The 17,830-nt window shown below is 66.5% G+C and carries 16 protein-coding genes; 14 read left to right on the forward strand and 2 right to left on the reverse strand.

Features of this window, described 5'->3' with window-relative positions:
• Positions 1–16: 16 nt before the first annotated feature.
• From dop to NQ036_RS00915, 12 genes are read left to right on the forward strand one after another with little or no spacing between them, the layout of a single operon-like run.
• Complete coding sequence (dop, locus tag NQ036_RS00860; RefSeq protein WP_257046358.1) at positions 17–1,576, forward strand: depupylase/deamidase Dop; 1,560 nt, start codon at positions 17–19, stop codon at positions 1,574–1,576.
• A gap of 1 nt (position 1,577) precedes the next feature.
• On the forward strand, positions 1,578–1,766 hold the full coding sequence (locus tag NQ036_RS00865) for a ubiquitin-like protein Pup (protein ID WP_257046359.1): 189 nt from the start codon (positions 1,578–1,580) through the stop codon (positions 1,764–1,766).
• Complete coding sequence (gene prcB / locus NQ036_RS00870; protein ID WP_257046360.1) at positions 1,763–2,569, forward strand: proteasome subunit beta; 807 nt, start codon at positions 1,763–1,765, stop codon at positions 2,567–2,569. Before NQ036_RS00865 ends, prcB begins: the two co-directional genes overlap by 4 nt.
• Positions 2,566–3,225 carry a proteasome subunit alpha gene (gene prcA, locus NQ036_RS00875; RefSeq protein WP_257046361.1) on the forward strand — a complete coding sequence of 220 codons (660 nt, stop codon included), beginning with the start codon at positions 2,566–2,568 and terminating at the stop codon, positions 3,223–3,225. Before prcB ends, prcA begins: the two co-directional genes overlap by 4 nt.
• A gap of 1 nt (position 3,226) precedes the next feature.
• Positions 3,227–4,681 (forward strand): Pup--protein ligase, encoded by a 1,455-nt coding sequence (gene pafA, locus NQ036_RS00880; RefSeq protein ID WP_257046362.1) that lies wholly within the window; start codon positions 3,227–3,229, stop codon positions 4,679–4,681.
• Positions 4,682–4,710: 29 nt separating this feature from the next.
• Entirely contained in the window at positions 4,711–5,712 is a 1,002-nt protein-coding gene (locus NQ036_RS00885; protein WP_257046364.1) for an FKBP-type peptidyl-prolyl cis-trans isomerase, read from the forward strand.
• 44 nt (positions 5,713–5,756) lie between these two features.
• Complete coding sequence (locus tag NQ036_RS00890; protein ID WP_257046365.1) at positions 5,757–6,131, forward strand: FKBP-type peptidyl-prolyl cis-trans isomerase; 375 nt, start codon at positions 5,757–5,759, stop codon at positions 6,129–6,131.
• An 8-nt stretch (positions 6,132–6,139) separates the two neighbouring features.
• Positions 6,140–7,156: a YafY family protein gene (locus NQ036_RS00895; RefSeq protein ID WP_257046366.1), complete on the forward strand. Its 1,017-nt coding sequence runs from the start codon at positions 6,140–6,142 to the stop codon at positions 7,154–7,156.
• Entirely contained in the window at positions 7,143–8,111 is a 969-nt protein-coding gene (locus NQ036_RS00900) for a WYL domain-containing protein (RefSeq protein WP_257046367.1), read from the forward strand. The genes NQ036_RS00895 and NQ036_RS00900 overlap by 14 nt, the downstream gene beginning before the upstream one ends.
• A gap of 30 nt (positions 8,112–8,141) precedes the next feature.
• Entirely contained in the window at positions 8,142–8,405 is a 264-nt protein-coding gene (gene tatA, locus NQ036_RS00905; RefSeq protein ID WP_257046368.1) for a Sec-independent protein translocase subunit TatA, read from the forward strand.
• A gap of 54 nt (positions 8,406–8,459) precedes the next feature.
• Positions 8,460–9,221, forward strand: a complete 762-nt coding sequence (gene tatC / locus NQ036_RS00910; protein WP_257046369.1) for a twin-arginine translocase subunit TatC — start codon at positions 8,460–8,462, stop codon at positions 9,219–9,221.
• Positions 9,222–9,238: 17 nt separating this feature from the next.
• Entirely contained in the window at positions 9,239–11,932 is a 2,694-nt protein-coding gene (locus tag NQ036_RS00915) for an RNA helicase (RefSeq protein WP_257046370.1), read from the forward strand.
• A gap of 3 nt (positions 11,933–11,935) precedes the next feature.
• On the opposite strand, the gene secA2 is transcribed toward NQ036_RS00915, so the two are convergent.
• Together secA2 and NQ036_RS15755 are read right to left on the reverse strand one after the other, a co-directional pair.
• The gene (gene secA2 / locus NQ036_RS00920; protein ID WP_257046371.1) at positions 11,936–14,218 is read right to left on the reverse strand and encodes an accessory Sec system translocase SecA2; all 2,283 of its coding nucleotides are present in this window, start codon (positions 14,216–14,218) and stop codon (positions 11,936–11,938) included.
• Between the two features lie 71 nt (positions 14,219–14,289).
• Positions 14,290–15,957: a 5'-3' exonuclease H3TH domain-containing protein gene (locus NQ036_RS15755; RefSeq protein WP_257046372.1), complete on the reverse strand. Its 1,668-nt coding sequence runs from the start codon at positions 15,955–15,957 to the stop codon at positions 14,290–14,292.
• Between the two features lie 72 nt (positions 15,958–16,029).
• On the opposite strand from NQ036_RS15755, the gene NQ036_RS00930 reads away from it, so the two are divergent.
• Together NQ036_RS00930 and NQ036_RS00935 are read left to right on the forward strand one after the other, a co-directional pair.
• Positions 16,030–17,001 carry a metal-dependent hydrolase gene (locus NQ036_RS00930; RefSeq protein WP_257046373.1) on the forward strand — a complete coding sequence of 324 codons (972 nt, stop codon included), beginning with the start codon at positions 16,030–16,032 and terminating at the stop codon, positions 16,999–17,001.
• A 42-nt stretch (positions 17,002–17,043) separates the two neighbouring features.
• A complete protein-coding gene (locus tag NQ036_RS00935; protein WP_257046374.1) occupies positions 17,044–17,790 on the forward strand; it encodes a polyprenol monophosphomannose synthase in 747 nt (248 codons plus the stop codon).
• Positions 17,791–17,830: the final 40 nt, after the last annotated feature.

The raw sequence follows: 17,830 nt of genomic DNA on the forward strand, positions 1-17,830 counted from the left end.
ACAGGGGAGGCAGACGATGATCTCAGCGAAACGCATCATGGGTGCGGAGACCGAATTCGGCATCTGGCAGCAGAACAACCCACACGCCAATCCGATGCGCGATTCAGCGCGCGTCGTCGACGCATACGCAGGGCCGCGGGGGCTCAAATCCAGCCAGAATTTCTGGGACTTCTTCTCGGAGACCCCCTTGGCCGATGCCAGGGGCTTCCTGATGAACATCCAGGATGCCGACCCCAGCCAGTTGACGAACATCCCTCAGGCCCAGCCCGAGGCCCAGTACCTGGCCAATGTGGTGCTGGAGAACGGAGCCCGGCTCTACGTCGACCACGCACACCCGGAGTACTCCTCACCGGAGGTCACGAACCCCCGTGATCTGCTGGTGTGGGACAGGGCCGGAGATCTGGTCGCGCTGGGTGCTGTGCGCAACCTGGCCAACACGACCGAGCCGGTCAACCTGTACAAGAACAACACCGACTCCAAGGGCGCCTCGTACGGTGCACACGAGAACTACCTGGTCGACCGCTCGGTGCCCTTCGATGCGATCGTCGCCGGTCTCACCCCGTTCTTCATTACCCGGCAGATCCTGTGCGGAGCCGGCAGGGTGGGCATTGGCACGGCGGGTCAGTACCCCGGTTATCAGATCTCCTCGCGGGCGGACTTCTTCGAAGCCGAGGTAGGGCTGGAGACGACCCTGCGCCGGCCGATCATCAACACCCGCGACGAGCCCCATGCCGATCCCGAGCTCTACCGCCGGCTGCACGTCATCATCGGCGATGCCACCCTGGCCGAGCCCGCAACCCTGGTGCGCTTCGGGTCGACTGCCCTGGTGCTGGGCCTGATCGAATCCGGCCTGGCCCCGGCCTTCGACATCGCCGAGCCCGTAGCCGAACTCCAGAACGTCTCCCACGATCTGACCTTGAGCCACCGCATCGGCCTGTCCGATGGGACGACCACGAGCGCGCTGGAGATCCAGCGCGCCTATCTGTCGGCGGCACAGGCCGCGGCGGGCCCCGAGCCGGATACCGCGACCGCAGAGGTGTTGGATCTGTGGGAAGACTTCCTGGACAAACTGGCCAGGGACCCGATGGAGTTGGCCGACTCGATCGACTGGGTCGCCAAATGGCGCTTGCTGGAGCAATATCGCAAGCGCGACGACCTGCCGTGGAACAGTCCCAAGCTGGCGCTGATCGACGTGCAGTACCACGACGTGCGCCCGGAGAAGGGCCTGTTCTACAAGCTCGAGGCCGCCGGCGCCATCCGCCGGCTGAGCGATCCCGCGGCGGTCGAACGAGCGGTCGTCGTGCCGCCGCCGGATACCAGGGCCTGGCTGCGCGGCACCGTCGTCGAGCGCTTCGCCGAGGATCTGCGCTCGGCCAGTTGGGACTCGCTCGTGTTCTCCCGCGGGCAGTCCCTGGTCAGGGTGCCCATGAAGTATCCGCTCAAGGGCACTCGGGAGCTGTTGGCGGAGCGTCTGGCGGATGCCCGGACCACCGAGGATCTGCTGACGGCACTGGGAATAACTAGACTGGATACGCCGGGCGCAGACGCGCCGGTCCGCGATACAAGCGAGGTATGAGATGACACAGGAACAGTTCCACAAGTCCGATTCCACTCCGGTCGATGCCCCGGACGATGCGCCCGTGGTTGCGGCCCAGGCGCAGATCAACACATCGAACGTCGACTCGATCCTCGACGACATCGACTCCGTGCTCGAAAGCAATGCCGAGGAGTTCGTGCGCAACTTCGTGCAGAAGGGCGGGCAGTGAGCGCACTGCCACCCGAACTCCTGACCGTCTGCACGGATTCCTTCACGGAACTCGGCCGGCGGCTCATCCCCGACGCTCTGCCGGGCCCAGTCCCGGCGGGTGAGGGCGCACCCCAAGTGCCCACCGGAACCACGATCCTTGCACTGACCACAGCCGATGGCGTGCTGATGGCCGGTGATAGGCGGGCCACGATGGGCAACGTCATCGCCTCGCACACCATCGAGAAAGTGCACCCGGCCGATGACGCCTCGGTGATCGGGATCGCCGGGACGGCGGGCCTGGCACTGGACCTGATCCACCTGTTCCAGGTCGAACTCGAACACTACGAGAAGATCTCCGGGACGCCCCTGTCCCTGCTGGGCAAGGCGAACCGCCTGGCGACGATGCTGCGGGGCCGCCTCGACCTGGCGCTGCGGGGCCTGGCCGTGGTGCCGTTGTTCGCCGGGGTCGACCCGTCCGACACGGCGAACCCCGGTCGGATCTACTCCTTCGACGTCACCGGCGGCAGCTATCCGGAGGGCCCGTTCCACTCGATCGGCTCCGGTGCCGCCTGGGCCAGGGGGACCCTGGACCGACTGTGGAGACCCGCCCTCGACCTCGACGCCGGGGTCGACCTCGCACTCGAGGCGCTGATCGATGCAGCAGGTCAGGATTCCGCCACGGGAGGTCCCGATCCTCTCGGCCGGATCGCACCGACCGTCCTGCACGCCACCGTGACCGGTGTCCAACGGGTCCCGCCCGCGCGGGTACTCGAGCGGGCCCAGACCATCATGGAGTCCCGCGGTAGGAGGAATGGCCGATGAGCATGCCGATGTACGTCTCACCCGAACAGCTGATGAAGGACCGCGCGGACTATGCCAGGGCCGGTGTCACCAGGGGTCGCAGCGTGTTGGTGCTCAGCTACGCCGACGGCATCCTGCTGTTGGCACAGAATCCCTCGGCCGGGCTGCACAAGATTTCCGAGATCTACGACCGGATCGGCTTCGCCGCGGTCGGACGCTACAACGAGTTCGAAACCCTGCGCCAGGCGGGAGTGCGCTTCGCCGATCTGCGCGGGTACAGCTATGCCAGGGCCGACGTCACGGCCCACGGCCTGGTCGCAGCCTACGCGCAGACCCTGGCGGGGGTGTTCACCACGGAGGCCAAACCCTATGAGGTGGAACTGGTCGTCGCCGAACTGGGGGACACCGCGGATACCGACGGACTCTTCCGCATCTCCTTCGACGGATCCGTGTTCGAGGCCGGACACCATGTGGCACTCGGCGGACAGGCGGCCGCGCTGGATGCCCGGCTGGCCGATGTCGACACCAGGAGCATGGACTTGCAGGCGGCCAAGGCCACTGCGATCGACGCCTTGACCGGCGGCGATACGACGAACCTGGAAGCGGCGGTCCTTGACCGCACCACCACCCGCCGGCGGACCTTCACCCGGCTCGACCTATCTGCAAAGGAGGCCTGAGATGCGGCGCATCTTCGGCATCGAAACGGAATACGGCATCGCCTTCACCGCCACCGACGGCAGGCGCCTGGGGCCCGAGGAGGTGGCCCGCTACCTGTTCCGCCCCATTGTGGCCTGGGGCAGGTCCTCGAACGTATTCCTACCCAACGGCTCCCGCTTCTACCTGGACGTGGGATCGCATCCCGAGTACGCCTCGGCCGAATGCGATTCGGTCCACGACCTGGTGGTCCAGGACAAGGCGGGGGAGTCCCTGATGGCGGGCCTGCTGGATACCGCGGTCGAGGCCATGGCCGCCGATGGCGTGCACGGGCGCCCGCACTTGGTGAAGAACAACCAGGATTCGGCCGGCAATTCCTATGGCAGCCACGAGAACTATCTGATCCGTCGCTCGATGGACTTCACCCATCTGACGACCACCCTGCTGCCCTTCCTGGTTGTCAGACAGCTGCTCGTCGGTTCGGGCGCGGTACTGCCCAAGACCGCACTGCTGCAGGCTCCGCCGGCGGAGACGAACCGTGTCAACCCGCATGCCCCGGGACAGACGCCGACACTGGCCGCCGATGAACTGGTCTACGGACTGTCCAGCCGCGCCGATGTCATGTGGGAGGGCGTGTCCTCGGCGACGACGCGGTCGCGCCCCATCATCAACGCCCGCGATGAACCGCACGCGGATGCGGAGAAATACCGCCGGCTCCACGTCATCGTCGGCGATTCATCGATCGCAGAACCCACCACGGAACTCAAGGTCGGGTCGGCGGCTCTCATCCTCGACCTGATCGAAACCGGTGCCACGCTGGGGGATCTGAGTCTGCGCAATCCGATCAGGGACATCCGCACCGTGGCCCGCGACCTGACCGGATCGACCCGGCTGGAACTGGCATCGGGCAAGGTCATGACCACCCGGGAACTGCTGGGCGTCTACCTCGAACACGCCACCCGGCTGGTGGCATCGGGCAACCATTCGATCGGCGACGATGCCACGGCAGCACGGGTGCTCGACCTGTGGACCAGGATGCTCACCGCAGTGGAATCAGGAGACTTCTCACAGGTGGACACGGAGATCGACTGGGTGATCAAGAAGAAGCTGTTCGACCGATACCTGGAGCGTTCGGATGCGGGCCTCGACGATGCCCGGATCGCCCGGCTGGACTTCGCCTATCACGACATCTCCGCGGACACCGGGATGTACCACAAGCTGGTGGCCGCGGGGCTGATCGCCCGGCGCACCACCGATGCGGAGGTCACCGCCGCCACCACCACCCCGCCGCAGACCACCAGGGCCAAGCTGCGCGGTGCCTTTGTGGGAGCGGCCCATGCCGCCCGGCGCGACTTCACCGTCGACTGGGTCCACCTGCGGGTCAACGACCAGTCCCAGCGCGCCGTCATGCTCAAGGACCCCTTCAAAGCCGCCGACGAACAGGCTGAGGGCCTGATCGCGGGTCTTTCGCTAGGATGATCCCGGTACGTCATCGGAAGGAAGATCTTTTGCGAGTCAAGCTCATCAGCACCCTGGCCGTCCTCGGCCTCGTCCTGTCCGGTTGCGGGGGAGGCGATAAGGAGGACAATGCAAGCGCCTCCCAGGCCCCGGCCGGCAGTGCACCGGCCCAGGCCCCTGCCAAGGCCAAATCGACCTCTTTGGATCAGGTGAAGGTCACGGGGGCCTTCGGAAAGGAACCGAAGGTCGACTTCGCAGCCCCTCTGGCAATCGGGAAGTCCGGGCACAAGACGCTGAGCAAGGGCAAGGGCGAGGCCGTCAAGGACGGTCAGCAGCTGACCGTGCAGATGAGCACCTTCTCGGGCAATACCGGCAAGAAGGCGGAGTCCACGCTGGACCAGGGCAAGCCCGCGGGCTTCCCGATGGACACCAAACAGATCAATGGTGACCTCTACAAGGCGCTGAGCGGGGTACCGGTGGGTTCGCGTGTGCTGTTCAACATGCAGAGCCAGATCGCCAATGACGATCCAGCAGACGATAAGCCCGCTACGACCTCGTCCCAGACCGTGCTCTACGTCATCGACGTGCTCAAGGCCGAAAAGCAGCCCGAGGTGCTCAAGCGCGCCACCGGCTCCAAGGTGGCGCCCAAGGCCGGTCTGCCGAAGGTCACCCTGGGCAAGGACGGCAAGCCGTCGATTTCCAAGCCCAGTGGAACGAAGCCGTCCAAGCTGATCGTCCAACCCACCATCAAGGGCAAGGGTGCGAAGGTCACCGCCGGCCAGAACGTGACCTTCCACTACTCAGGTTGGTTGTGGGACGACAATACGAAGACCTTCGATTCGAGCTGGGACAAGGGCCAGCCCGCTACCTTCCAGATCGGGGTGAAGCAGCTCATCGCCGGCTGGGACGAGGGCATCGTCGGCCAGCGGGTCGGTTCGCAGCTGCTTCTGGTTGTGCCACCGGACAAGGGCTATGGTCCCTCCGGCAGCAGCTCGATCCCGGGCAACTCCACCCTGGTCTTCGTCATCGACATCCTCGCAGCGGTCGGCTGAATCACCCGCTGTCACCCACAGAACCACAACAGAAAGGCCATCCGATGGCACGCACCAAACCCGAAGTCGACTTCCCCGGTGAGGTCCCCCCGGTCGACCTGGAGATTCACGATGACATCGCAGGCGACGGTGCCGAGGCCAAACCCGGCGATACCGTGGCCGTGCACTATGTGGGCGTGTCCTTCTCCACCGGGGAGGAGTTCGACTCCAGCTGGGGCCGCGGGGAACCCCTGCGCTTCCGCCTGGGCGTTGGCATGGTCATCCCCGGCTGGGACCAGGGCGTGGTCGGCATGCGGGTCGGCGGGCGCCGGACCCTGCGGATCCCCGCCCACCTGGCATACGGGCCGGCAGGCGTGCCGGGCACGATCGCCCCGAACGAATCGCTCATCTTCGTCTGCGACCTCGCAGGCGTGGCCTAACCGCCGTCATGTCCGGCTCACTCGGTTCTCCTCAGGTCAGGCGGCAGACCGAACGTCTGCTGAACCTGCTCATCGCGCTGCGCTCGGCCGCCGGCTGGATCGATGCGGCGAGCCTGCGGGAGAAGATCGAGGATTACCGCGAGCTGGACTATGAGGCATTCGACCGGAAGTTCAGCCGGGACAAGGAGCTGTTGCGGGGCCTGGGCATCGAGATCTCCGTGAAATCCTGGGAGGACGTGGAGTCCGGCGCGCCGGCCTACGGCTATCGGATCGACGATGACGACTACGCGCTGCGCGACATCGTGCTCGACCGGGATGAGGCCCTGGCCCTGACGGTGGCCTCCGACGTCCTACGCGGCACCGAACTGGGTCCCGATGCGGCCCGGGCACTGGATAAGCTGCGCGGTCTGGGCCTGGATCTGGAACCCGGTCATGCGGAGTTCCCAGCGGGCTCCGGGCTGCGCGAGGCCGCCTTCGCGCCGCTGATGCGCGCGTTGGGGCGTAGGGAACCCGTCGGATTCGACTACCGCAAACCCGGCGGTGAACCCCAGCGGCGGCGCCTGGAGCCCTATGCGCTGCTCAATCGGGGCGACTCGACCTATGTGGTCGGTCAGGACATCGACAGATCGGCGATCAGGACCTTCCGCCTCTCGCGGATCATCGGGACGATCTCGGCAGTGCCGGGGCGGGCCGCAGGCGACTACGCGATCCCCACCGAGTTCCGGGCCGCCGACTGGTTCGATCCGGGCGGCCCTGCCCAGGAGACGGCTCGCCTGGCGGTGGCCCCCGGTGCCGCCGATCCGCTGCGCCGCAGGGCAAGCGCGCACTGGACCGGACCCGAGGGGTGGGACCACATCGAGGTCCCCGTCGATTCCGGTGGCGACTTCATCGACTACCTGCTGGGCTTCGGACCGGCGGTGCGGGTCCTGGCCCCTGAGACGCTGCGCCGGGACTATCTGGCCGCGCTGGAACTGACGGCGCAGACACTGACCCGCCTGGCAGGGGGCGACCATGGCCAGGGGTAGCGCCGCAGCGGGACGGCTGACCCGCCTGTTGGGACTGGTGCCCTATCTGGTGCGCAATCAAGGGGTCGGAGTGGCCACAGCGGCCGAGGCCTTCGGCATCACCCAGGCCCAGCTGATCGACGATCTGCAGCTCCTGTTCGTCTCCGGCAGGCCCGGCCACATGCCCGATGACCTGATCGAGGCCAGCTGGGAGGGCGACCGAATCTACGTGTCCAATGCCGAAGAGGTATCCGTGCCCGTGCGGTTGAGTCCCGACGAGGCGCGCAGCCTGCTGGTGGCAGTCGACTACCTGCGTGCCCTGCCTGCGACCACCGACGGGCAGGACGCCATCCTGGCCCGGTTGCGACAGAAGATCGAAGCGGTGGGCCGGGCCAGGGTCGCGCATATCGAGCACGATCTGCCCGCCATCCCAGCTCAATTGCGCTCCACGCTGCTCGCCGCCATCGACGCGGGTTCCGGGCTGCGCATCGACTACTACGTCTCCAGCCGCGATGAGCTCACCGTCCGACTCATCACGCCGGAGCGACTGCGCCTGGACGGCCGCTGGTACATCGACGCGTGGTGCCATGATTCCCATGCGCCGCGCACTTTCGCGGTGGACAATGTGCGATCGGCCACCGAAGCGCCCGCACCCGGCGTGCCGGAGGAGGCCTCGGCTGAACGGGTAGCGCGCCCGGCCGAGGAGGCGTTCACGGTCCACCTGACCCTGGCCCCGCGTGCGGCCTGGCTGGCCGATGAGCTCGGTGCCTACGAGACCGAATACGATGTGGCGGGTCCGGGCAGCGTGAGGGTCGGATTGAGAGTATTCTCACGTGCGTGGCTCGACCGCTTCCTGCTGTGCCACGGCCGCCACCTGCTGGCGGTTGAACCCGCGGAGCTGGCCCGGGGTGCGGCGGCCTGTGCCCGTGCCACAGGGGAGGGCGCACGGGGAGAAACCCACCCCAAAAGCGCGTAGACTTGTCGGGACTACTTTGAAGGAGAAACCATGGGTGGATTTTCCCCGATGCACATTCTGATCGTAGTGCTGGTGATCGTGCTGATCTTCGGCGCTGCGAAGCTGCCCTCCGTTGCGAAGAACCTGGGCAAGTCAATGAAGATCTTCCGCGACGAGGTCAAGGATCTGGGTAAGGACGGTCAGAAGAAGGCCGACACGGACGATCAGGCATTGACGGGCCAGGGGACGGATGGCGCCGGGGCCCAGACCGCGGCGAACGAGCAGACCGACAATAAGCCGCAGTCGTCCAAGTAAAAGGTGGTCACACGGAGTAAACGACGTTCGAACCCCGAACGTCGGATGCCCTTGATGGGGCATCTCAAAGAGATGCGCAACCGCGCGATCATCATCGGCGTATTCCTGCTGATCGGCGTGGTCGTCGGGTGGTTCCTGTATCAGCCGGTGATCGGTCTTCTGCAATCGCCCCTACACGAACTGGCGGAGCAGGACGGAAAAGAGGCCCAGGTCAATTTCGCCTCCGTGGCCTCGCCCTTCGACATCAGACTCAAGGTAGCGGCGTTCATCGGAGTGATAGCGTCTTCGCCGATCTGGCTCTACCAGATCTTCGCGTTCATCATGCCCGGCCTCAAGCGGAAGGAGAAGCTCTACACTCTGGGCTTCGTCCTCACCGCACTGCCGATGTTCCTGCTGGGCGGCACCATGGCCTTCTTCGCTTTGCCCAATGCGGTCAAGGCGCTGGGTTCGTTCATTCCAGAAGGCGGCTCGTACATCATTCCGGCGGGCGACTACCTGTCCTTCGTGATGCTGGTGATCCTCGCCTTCGGAGTGGCCTTCATCCTGCCCGTGCTCATGGTCGGGCTCAATATGCTGACGATTCTCAGTGCGCATACCATCCGCAAGTCCTGGCGCTGGCTGGTCGTCCTGGTCTTCGTCTTCGCGGCGATCGCCACACCCAGCCCCGATGCGGTCTCCATGTTCTACCTCGTGGTGCCGATGCTCGTCATGTTCTTCCTCGCCTGGTTGATCTGCGCCCTGCACGACAAGCGGCGCAGAAGGCGGATGATCGCCGAGGGCACCTGGGTGGAGCCGGTGACCGTCGATGAGGACTGACGCTTAGACTGGCAGGTATGCAAGAAAACAGCTCTCCCGCCCAGGCCTATGCCGCGTTCCGTGCCCGCCAGGCGGAGGGATCGACGGTTCTCCACCGTTTCCGCGACGATTTGCCCTACCCCCTGGACGACTTCCAGATCCGCGCCTGCCGGGCGCTGGAGGAGGGACGGTCCGTCCTCGTCGCAGCTCCGACGGGTGCAGGGAAGACGACCGTGGCGCAGTTCGGAGTCGAACTGGCGGTGGCCCGCGATGTCAGGGTCTTCTACACCACCCCCATCAAGGCGCTGAGCAATCAGAAGTACCAGGAGTTGGTCGATGCCCACGGGGCGGACCGGGTGGGTCTGCTGACCGGCGATGCGAGCATCAACCGGGATGCACAGATCGTTGTGATGACCACCGAGGTCCTGCGCAATATGATCTATTCCGGCACCGGACTGGACGACCTGGGCTACGTTGTGCTCGACGAGGTCCACTATCTGGGCGATAGATTCCGTGGCCCGGTGTGGGAGGAGGTCATCATCCACCTGCCGTCGCACGTGCTGCTGGTCAGCCTGTCGGCCACCGTGTCCAATGCCGAGGAGTTCGGCGCCTGGCTAGCCGAGGTCCGCGGCCATACCGACGTCATCGTCTCCGAACACCGCCCGGTGCCCCTGTACAACCACGTGGCCGTCGGCACAGACATCCTGCCGCTATTCACGCCGACCGGCCACGACGTCAACCGGGACCTGCAGGCCGCGGTGCGCCGCTACCGCGGGTCGGGCTCCCGCCGCGATAAGCGCCGCCATTCGGCCCCGCGCTTCACCCGGCCGGCCCGCTCGGCGACGATCCGCTCGCTGGCCCGCTCCGAGTTGCTGCCGGCGATCTACTTCATCTTCTCCCGCAACGCCTGCGATGATGCGGTGGAACACTGCCTGGCCGCCGGCCTGGACCTCACCGATGAGGCCAGCAAACGGGTGATCAGGGAAGAACTCGATGATTTGCACGATGAACTGCCGGATGCCGACCTGAGCATCCTGGGATTCCACAACTTCGCCGCGGGACTGCTCGGCGGATTCGGGGCGCACCATGCGGGGTTGATCCCACAATTCAAGGAACTGGTCGAACGACTCTACGCGGCCGGCCACATCAAGGTCGTGTTCGCCACCGAGACCCTGGCGTTGGGCATCAACATGCCCGCCCGCTCCGTCGTGCTCGAAAAGCTCTCGAAGTTCAACGGCGAGACGCATGTGCAGATCACCCCGGGGGAGTACACCCAGCTCACCGGTCGGGCCGGTCGCCGTGGGATCGACGTGGAGGGCCACGCGGTGACCATCTGGCACCCCTCGATCGACCCCTCCGATATCGCGGCGCTGGCCTCCAAGCGGACCTATGCGCTCAAGAGCCAGTTCACCCCGACCTACAATATGGCGGCCAATCTCCTGGCGCGCCTCACCACCGACGATGCCCGCAAGGTACTGGAGACCTCGTTCGCCCAGTATCAGGCCGACGCCTCGGTCGTCGGTCTGGCGAAGAAGGCGCGCCGTGCCGACGCCGCCCTGGAGAAGTATCATGCGGCCATGCAGTGCGACCACGGGGACTTCGCCGAGTACTTCGGGCTGCGCCGCACCATCGCGGCGATGGAGAAGTCCGCGGGCAAGTCCAGGGCCAGGCTCAAACAACGGGAGCTGCTCGAGGCCATGTCGAAGCTGCGCTTCGGCGACGTCGTACTGCTGCCCAGCCGCCGTAGTTTCGGCGCCTGTACCGTCATCGCACCGCTGCGCACCGAAGAGGGGGGCGATACCCGCCTGCCCAGCGTGCTGACGTCGACCGGCAAGGTCTGGCATCTGCGCCCGCATGAGGTCACCGAACCACCGGTGCATCTGGGCCACATCAAACCGGGCAAGAAATTCAACCATCGCGTCGTTGCCGAGCGCCGCCGGGTCGTCGAAACCGTCGCGGCCGGCATCGAGTCCGGGGCGATCAACGACCCGGCCGATGTCGGCCATGCCGTCAAGGTCCGTGCGGACACTCTCGGTAGGGAACAGATCGAGGCGGTGCGCGCACAGCTGCGGGCCCATCCCTGCCATGCCTGCCCCGACCGGGAAACGCACGCCCGCTGGGCCGAACGCGCCGTCAAGCTCGAACGCGAGCAGCAGTCGGTGATGGCGCAGATCACCGGGCGCACCGAGTCGATCGCGCATGTTTTCGACCGTGTCTGCAATGTGCTCACGACCCTGAAGTTCCTCCCCGATGATTCGCACATTCTGCGCCGGATCTACGGTGAGCGCGATCTGCTCACGGCACTGAGCGTCCGCGCGGGCCTGTGGGACGAACTCGACGAACCGGAATGCGCAGCGCTGGCCTCGATGCTGGTCTATCAGGCGCGCCGGGAGACGATCGGGGCGCCGCGCCTGCCGTCTGCCAAACTGTCGCGGTGCTTCGACGAATTACGCTCGACCTGGCGCATGCTCTCGCAGATGGAGACGGACGCCCGCCTGCCGGTGACCCCGGAGCCGGAAGCCGGGATAGCCCGCGCCATGTACAACTGGGCCAATGGGAAGGACCTGGCGCATTCGATCGGACGCTCGGAGGTCGCCGCAGGGGACTTCGTCCGCTGGGCCAGGCAAACCCTGGATCTGCTGGGCCAGGTCGAACAGGTGGCAATCGGCCGCACCGCGGCGGTGATCCGGCGGGCTGCCGAATCACTGCGCCGCGGTGTGGTGCTCGATTGAGTCCTACTTGACCTTCGAACGGATCCGGTTGACGACTGTTTCGATATCGGATCCGAAGGCCGAATCAGCCGCAATATAGGTCCAGGTCGACGACGGACGCTTGAGCCCGTGCGCGGCCAGGTCGATTCCCTCTGCGGTGATCGTCGCATCGTCGAGCACCTGAGACGAAGTTTCGAGCACGTCCGGCCAGAAACCGGCGAAGGCCGCGATCGACTCCTTGTTGAAGGCCTCGTGTGGACGCTCATGGGCCAGGGTGCGAAGGTGGATGCCCTCGCGCAGATCGTTCAGATACGCCAGGTGCTCCACCCAGCGTTCGTCGAGTTCGAACAACAGGACGTCGCGCAGAGCAGCCTCGACGACTTCCTCACCATGGTCCCGGCGGGCCCCGTCGATCTTCTCCCTGGTTTCCGGTTTCAGGCTTTCGAGCAGTTCGTCCTGTCCCGCGCCGGACTTCCGGATGCCTTCGCGGCGCGCCAATACGAGCTGGCGCTGCTTGGCCATGAGTTCGTTGAACTTCCAAGTGTCGCGGTGGTTCGCGGTGTTCTCGCCCTCGGCCATCCGCTGTGCGTGTTCGACCAGCTGCGCGGCCCTGCGGTTGGCGATGAACCCGGTCTCATCGCCCTCCTCCTTGAACCTGGCGGCCTCCGGGACGCGGGTGAGCAGCTCGTCCTCCAGACTGGTGAAGAACACGGATTCGCCCGGATCGCCCTGGCGTCCGGCGCGACCGCGCAGCTGATCGTCCAGGCGGGAGGACGTATAGCGGCCGGCGCCGATGACCAGGAGACCCTGAGAGCGCACGGCGTCGTCCTCGTCGAGCAGGATATCGGTACCGCGGCCGGCCATCTGGGTGGAGACGGTCACCGCCCCCCGCCGACCCGCCGCCGCGATGACCTGTGCCTCGTGCGAATCGTCTTTGGCGTTGAGCACCGCGGCGTCTATGCCGCGATCGCGCAGACGCCCGGCCAGGGATTCGCTTTCTGCGACCGAGCGGGTGCCGACCAGAACGGGCCGTCCACCCGCGTGCTGTTCGACGACCTCTTCGACGATCGCGCGCTCCTTGGACTCCTGATAGGTGTAGAGCCGGTCGGCCAGATCCTGCCGGATCATCGGCTCGTGTGGTTCCACGACCAGGATCTCGAGTTCGTAGAATTCCCTGAGGTCGTCGCCGACGGCCACTGCGGTGCCGGTCATCCCGCAAACGGTCCGATAGCCGTGGATCAGTTCCTCGACCGTCATCTGGTCCATGATCTCGCCGCTGGCCGAGGTCTCCAGGTGTTCCTTCGCCTCGACGGCCGCCTGCAGCCCGTCGGGCCAGCGCTGTAGTGCGGCGACGCGCCCGCGTGAGTCGGAGATCAGTTTGATCCGCCCGTCGACCACTAGGTAGTCGACGTCGCGGGTGACCAGGGCCTTGGCGTAGAGGGCCAGGTTGATCGCCGCGAGCGTAGCGGTATCGGCGCCGAACAGATCGACGTCCATCAGGGATTCGACCCGATCGGCACCGGCATCGGTCAGTGAGACCGCCTTGCGGTCGGGGCTGATCTCATAGTCCTGTCCCTCGTCCAGACCCTCGACCAGAGCCGCGATCTGCTCATCGGCTGCCTCAACGGTGGTCGAACCGGCCAGCACCAGGGGGACACGGGCCTCGTCGATGAGCACCGAGTCCGCCTCATCGACGATGACCACGTCGCGTTCTCCCACCCGCAGCGCGGAGTCCTCGAGGACGAACCTGTCGCGCAGCACATCGAAGCCGATCTCCTGAACGGAGCCGTAGACGACCTCGTTATCGTAGGACGTCCGGCGTTCGGCATCCGGCAGGGCCTCGGTGATGGCGGCAGATGCGACGCCCAGGAGCTCGAACAGTGGGCGCATCCAGGACTCATCGCGTTCGGCCAGGTAGTCATTGACGCTGACCACGTGGACCCGGCGGCCCTGGAGTGCGTAGCCGGCGGCGGCCATCGCGCCCACCAGGGTCTTCCCCTCACCGGTCAGCATCTGCACGATCTGGCCCTCGAGCAGGCCGATCAGACCGGTGATCTGGGTGGTGAAGGGGCGTTCGCCCAGGGTGCGCTCGGCTGCGACGGTGACGAGCGCGGCGTAGTGGACCAGCTGTTCGCGCCGTGAGTCACGTTCGAAGGCGGCGGATGCCGCGGCGGGGAATTCGGCGTCAGTGGTCGAGTCGTACTCCCGACTCAGCGCTTCGATGTGCGCGCGTTCTTTCTCCAACCAGGCGAACTTCTTGTCCGCCTGGGCGCCGGGGCGGCCCAGCAGACGGGAAAACAGACCCATGTCACGTCCTTCTTCTAAATCGACCGGAATCAGTCTATAAGGGGGATCGGCCGGTGGTCTTCAGCACACGATCAGTCTTCGAAGGGCCAGCGGCCGTCGATGTGGGCATCGCGGCCCTTGGAGCGCAGGAACGATTCGAAGTCCTTCGCCTGTGCGGCCTTCCACTCGATCTGGGCGGCGTGCAGGGCCTCGGCGGACATGCGGAAGTCCGGGTACTCGGCTGCGATCGCGAAGGCGATGCCGGCACTGGCCCGCGCGTCGGCTCCCGCATCATGGGCATCGGTCAGATCGACTCCCCAGCGCTGGGCCGTCGCGGTCAGGGTCCTCTTGCCCCTGCGGTAGCGTTCGGCCTGCTTGTCGATGACCAGGGTGTCGATGACCCAGGGGCACACGGCGTGGGCATCCGGGTGCAATCCGTACCGGCTCGCCTCGCGCTGGAGGACGGTCAGGTCGTAGACGAGGTTGTGGCCGACGACCGCGCCGCCTGCGGCGCGCACCTGCTCCAGTGCCTCCAGGATCTGCGTCAGGGCCGCGGGGGCCGGTTGGCCGTTGGCGCGGGCGGTCTCGGTCGAGATCCCGTGGATCGCCTGGGCGTCTGCCGGGATCTCGACTCCCGGATCGACCAGCCAGGTGGTCTGGGCTCCGGCCTCGCCCCCGGTGCAGTCGATGAGGGCTGCGGTGACCACCCGGGCGGTATCGGGGTCGACTCCCGTGGTCTCCAGGTCGAAGGCGAACACGGGGCCGGCGGTCCAGGGCAGGGGCTGCGGGTCGGAGGGCCGAGCCGGAGTGGACGGCCGAGCCGGTACGAAGCCACCCGTCGTCGTGGGAATATCGGCGCGCAGCGCGGTCAGGAGCCGCTGCGCGCTGCGGCCCAGGCCCAGCTCATCGGCCATTTCGGTCAGTTCGGCCACGTCGGGGGAGTGGGTGCCGGGGGCTCTGAGGGCCTCTGCCACGTCGAGGTCCTGACGGATCGTCATCACCTCGATGTTCTTCCAGATCCGGTCCGCGGCCTCCAGCAGAGCTGCCGCCCGCCGGGCACTGAGCCCGTGGGAGCGCTGGCCCGCGGCTGCGGCTGCGAGTACCTCGCGCAGATCGCCGTAGCCCGAGAGCAGTTTCGCAGCGGTCTTCTCACCGATCCCCGGTACCCCTGCGATCCCGTCCGAGGGGTCACCGCGCAGTGCTGCGAGTTCCCGGTAGGCGGTTCCGGAGTCGACTCCGTAGAGCTCAGGCAGATCGGCCGCCGTGATCGTCTCCCACACGCCCTTCGGCTTGGGCCGGTAGAGCACTGTGTCATGGCCGGGCTCGAGCAGGCTGAGCAGATCGCGATCGGTCGAGACGATCGTCACGGGCTCCGCCGCCTGGCCGACCATCGAGCCGATGACGTCATCGGCCTCGGTGCCCGGGACTTCTGCCGAGGTGATGCCCGCGGCATTCAACAGGGCCTGCAACATGGGGATCTGCGGGGCGAGTTCCGGGGGAATCTCGGAGCCGGTCTCACCGGCGCGCTCCGCCTTGTACTCAGGCAGAATCGCTGTGCGCCAGGCCGGGCGCCAGTCGGCGTCGAAGACGGCGGCCAGCCGCCGGGTGCCCAGATCCTGGGCCAGCGTGGCCAGAGCGTCGAGGGTGCCCCTGATCGCATTGACCGGGGTTCCGTCGGGTGCCGTCATGGTCGTGGGCAGCGCATGGAAAGCCCGGTAGTACAGGGTGGGCAGGTCGATGGTGATGAGCGGCTCGTTCACTCCTCCAGCCTAGCGGCACCTCCTCCCATGGCCGGTCTCCGGTCCGCAGCGAGCCGGTGGGATACTTGGGAGATGAGTCAAACAGTCCTGTACAACGCCGATGTCTATTCGAGCGTGGATCCCTTCGCCAATGCGATCGCCTTCGCCGGCCCCGAAGTCCTGTGGGTCGGCGGCGATGAAGCCGCCACCGTCATGGATGGGCGGTTAATCGACTGCCAGGAGGATTTCATCACCCCCGGTTTGACCACTGCGGCCCTCGATCTGGGCCATACCGCGGTGACCGGGACTCAGCTGTTGGCCGCCGGAATCGTCAGTGCACATGTGCTGGGCACGTCCGAACAACTCACAGCCTTCGCCTCTTCGGCCGGTGTGCTGCGGGTGACGGCCTATGAGTTCACATCCGACGGTTCGGCCGCTCCGGGACACCGCCCGGCGCTGCGGGCGAGCGTCGCCCTGGAACTATCGCCGCAGACGGCGCCGGAGGCGTTCGTGGTCATCGACACGCTGGACGAACTGCGCGCGATGGAGGCTCGGCTGAGCGACTCCACGATCCTGGTGGCCGCCCAGCGCGCGGCATGGCGCCTGTTCGTCACAGCGCCGATCACCGAGGCCGATATCGCCGCCCTGGGCTCCTGGGGGTTGGGCATCACGATCGCTCCCAGCACCCATGACTATCCCATCGCACAGCTGTTGGCCGCGGGCGCCCAGCTGAGTTTCTCCCTCGATCCCGAGTCGCCCTGGGCCACCCTGCGCGCTGCCGTCTTCGGACCGGACGGGACCTCGGGCCGGGCGGCGTTCAACGCCGTCACCCGGTTCGCCCACCGGGCGATCGATGATGTCTCCGGTGGGGTGCTGGCCCCTGGCGCCAGCGCCGACCTGGTCCGCTGGCGGATCGGGAATCTGGTCGTCCAAGCAGCGGACGAACGGGTTGCGGCGTGGAGCACCGATCCGCGCTCCGGCACCGCCGGACTGCCCGATCTCAGCCCGGATCAGCCACTGCCGCTACCGGTGACCGTCTACGTCAATGGCTCGCCCATCGACTGAGGGTACGCTCAACAGACAGAATCTACGGATAGGGTGGACCCCGTGAGCCAGCAGACCCTGATTGCGATCCCAACGTACAACGAACGCGAATCCCTGCCCGTGACGATCGAGGCGATCCATCGCTACAGCCCCGAGGTCGACGTCCTCGTCGTCGATGATGGTTCCCCCGATGGGACGGGGGACTGGGCCGATGAGCGGGCCCGGTCCGATGAGCGGATCCATGTGCTCCACCGCACCGCGAAGAACGGGCTGGGTGCCGCCTACCTGGCCGCATTCGATTGGGCCCTGGAACGCGACTACAGCATCATCTGTGAAATGGACGCCGACGGTTCGCATCGGGGCCGTGATCTGCCGTTGCTGCTGCGGGCGATCGATGCGGGCGCAGATCTGGCGATCGGCGCCAGGTGGGTCCCCGGCGGGGCGACAGTGAACTGGCCGTGGAATCGCAATCTGCTCTCCCGCGGCGCGAACGTCTACGTCAACGTGGCGATCGGGTTGGGCGTCCACGATGCCACTGCCGGCTTCCGAGCCTACCGGCGTGAGCTGCTCGAGGCCATGGATCTGGGAGCCGTGGAATCCCAGGGGTACTGTTTCCAGATCGACATGACGGTGCGGGCGAAGAACGCCGGGGCCGTGATCACCGAGGTGCCCATCGTCTTCGTCGAACGGGAACTGGGCGTATCCAAGATGAGTGGCAACATCATCGAGGAGGCCGTGGGCCGGGTCGCCGTCTGGGGCGTGCGGGCCCGTGCGCGGCAGCTTGCTCGCCTGGTGGGCAGGCGGCGCTGACCAGCCGATGCATGACACGGGGGCCGTCCGATCACATCGA

Origin of the sequence: Brevibacterium sp. 91QC2O2, from assembly GCF_024580695.1 — a bacterium.
GTDB lineage: Bacteria > Actinomycetota > Actinomycetes > Actinomycetales > Brevibacteriaceae > Brevibacterium > Brevibacterium moorei.

Bases quoted from the DNA above. Each gene is read 5' to 3' on its own strand.
- pafA (WP_257046362.1), top strand. From the start codon at position 3,227: ATGCGGCGCATCTTCGGCATCGAAACGGAATACGGCATCGCCTTCACC.
- tatC (WP_257046369.1), top strand. From the start codon at position 8,460: ATGGGGCATCTCAAAGAGATGCGCAACCGCGCGATCATCATCGGCGTA.
- NQ036_RS00930 (WP_257046373.1), top strand. From the start codon at position 16,030: ATGAGTCAAACAGTCCTGTACAACGCCGATGTCTATTCGAGCGTGGAT.
- secA2 (WP_257046371.1), bottom strand. From the start codon at position 14,218: ATGGGTCTGTTTTCCCGTCTGCTGGGCCGCCCCGGCGCCCAGGCGGAC.
- prcA (WP_257046361.1), top strand. From the start codon at position 2,566: ATGAGCATGCCGATGTACGTCTCACCCGAACAGCTGATGAAGGACCGC.
- NQ036_RS00895 (WP_257046366.1), top strand. From the start codon at position 6,140: ATGTCCGGCTCACTCGGTTCTCCTCAGGTCAGGCGGCAGACCGAACGT.
- dop (WP_257046358.1), top strand. From the start codon at position 17: ATGATCTCAGCGAAACGCATCATGGGTGCGGAGACCGAATTCGGCATC.
- NQ036_RS00890 (WP_257046365.1), top strand. From the start codon at position 5,757: ATGGCACGCACCAAACCCGAAGTCGACTTCCCCGGTGAGGTCCCCCCG.
- NQ036_RS00915 (WP_257046370.1), top strand. From the start codon at position 9,239: ATGCAAGAAAACAGCTCTCCCGCCCAGGCCTATGCCGCGTTCCGTGCC.
- NQ036_RS00865 (WP_257046359.1), top strand. From the start codon at position 1,578: ATGACACAGGAACAGTTCCACAAGTCCGATTCCACTCCGGTCGATGCC.
- tatA (WP_257046368.1), top strand. From the start codon at position 8,142: ATGGGTGGATTTTCCCCGATGCACATTCTGATCGTAGTGCTGGTGATC.
- NQ036_RS00900 (WP_257046367.1), top strand. From the start codon at position 7,143: ATGGCCAGGGGTAGCGCCGCAGCGGGACGGCTGACCCGCCTGTTGGGA.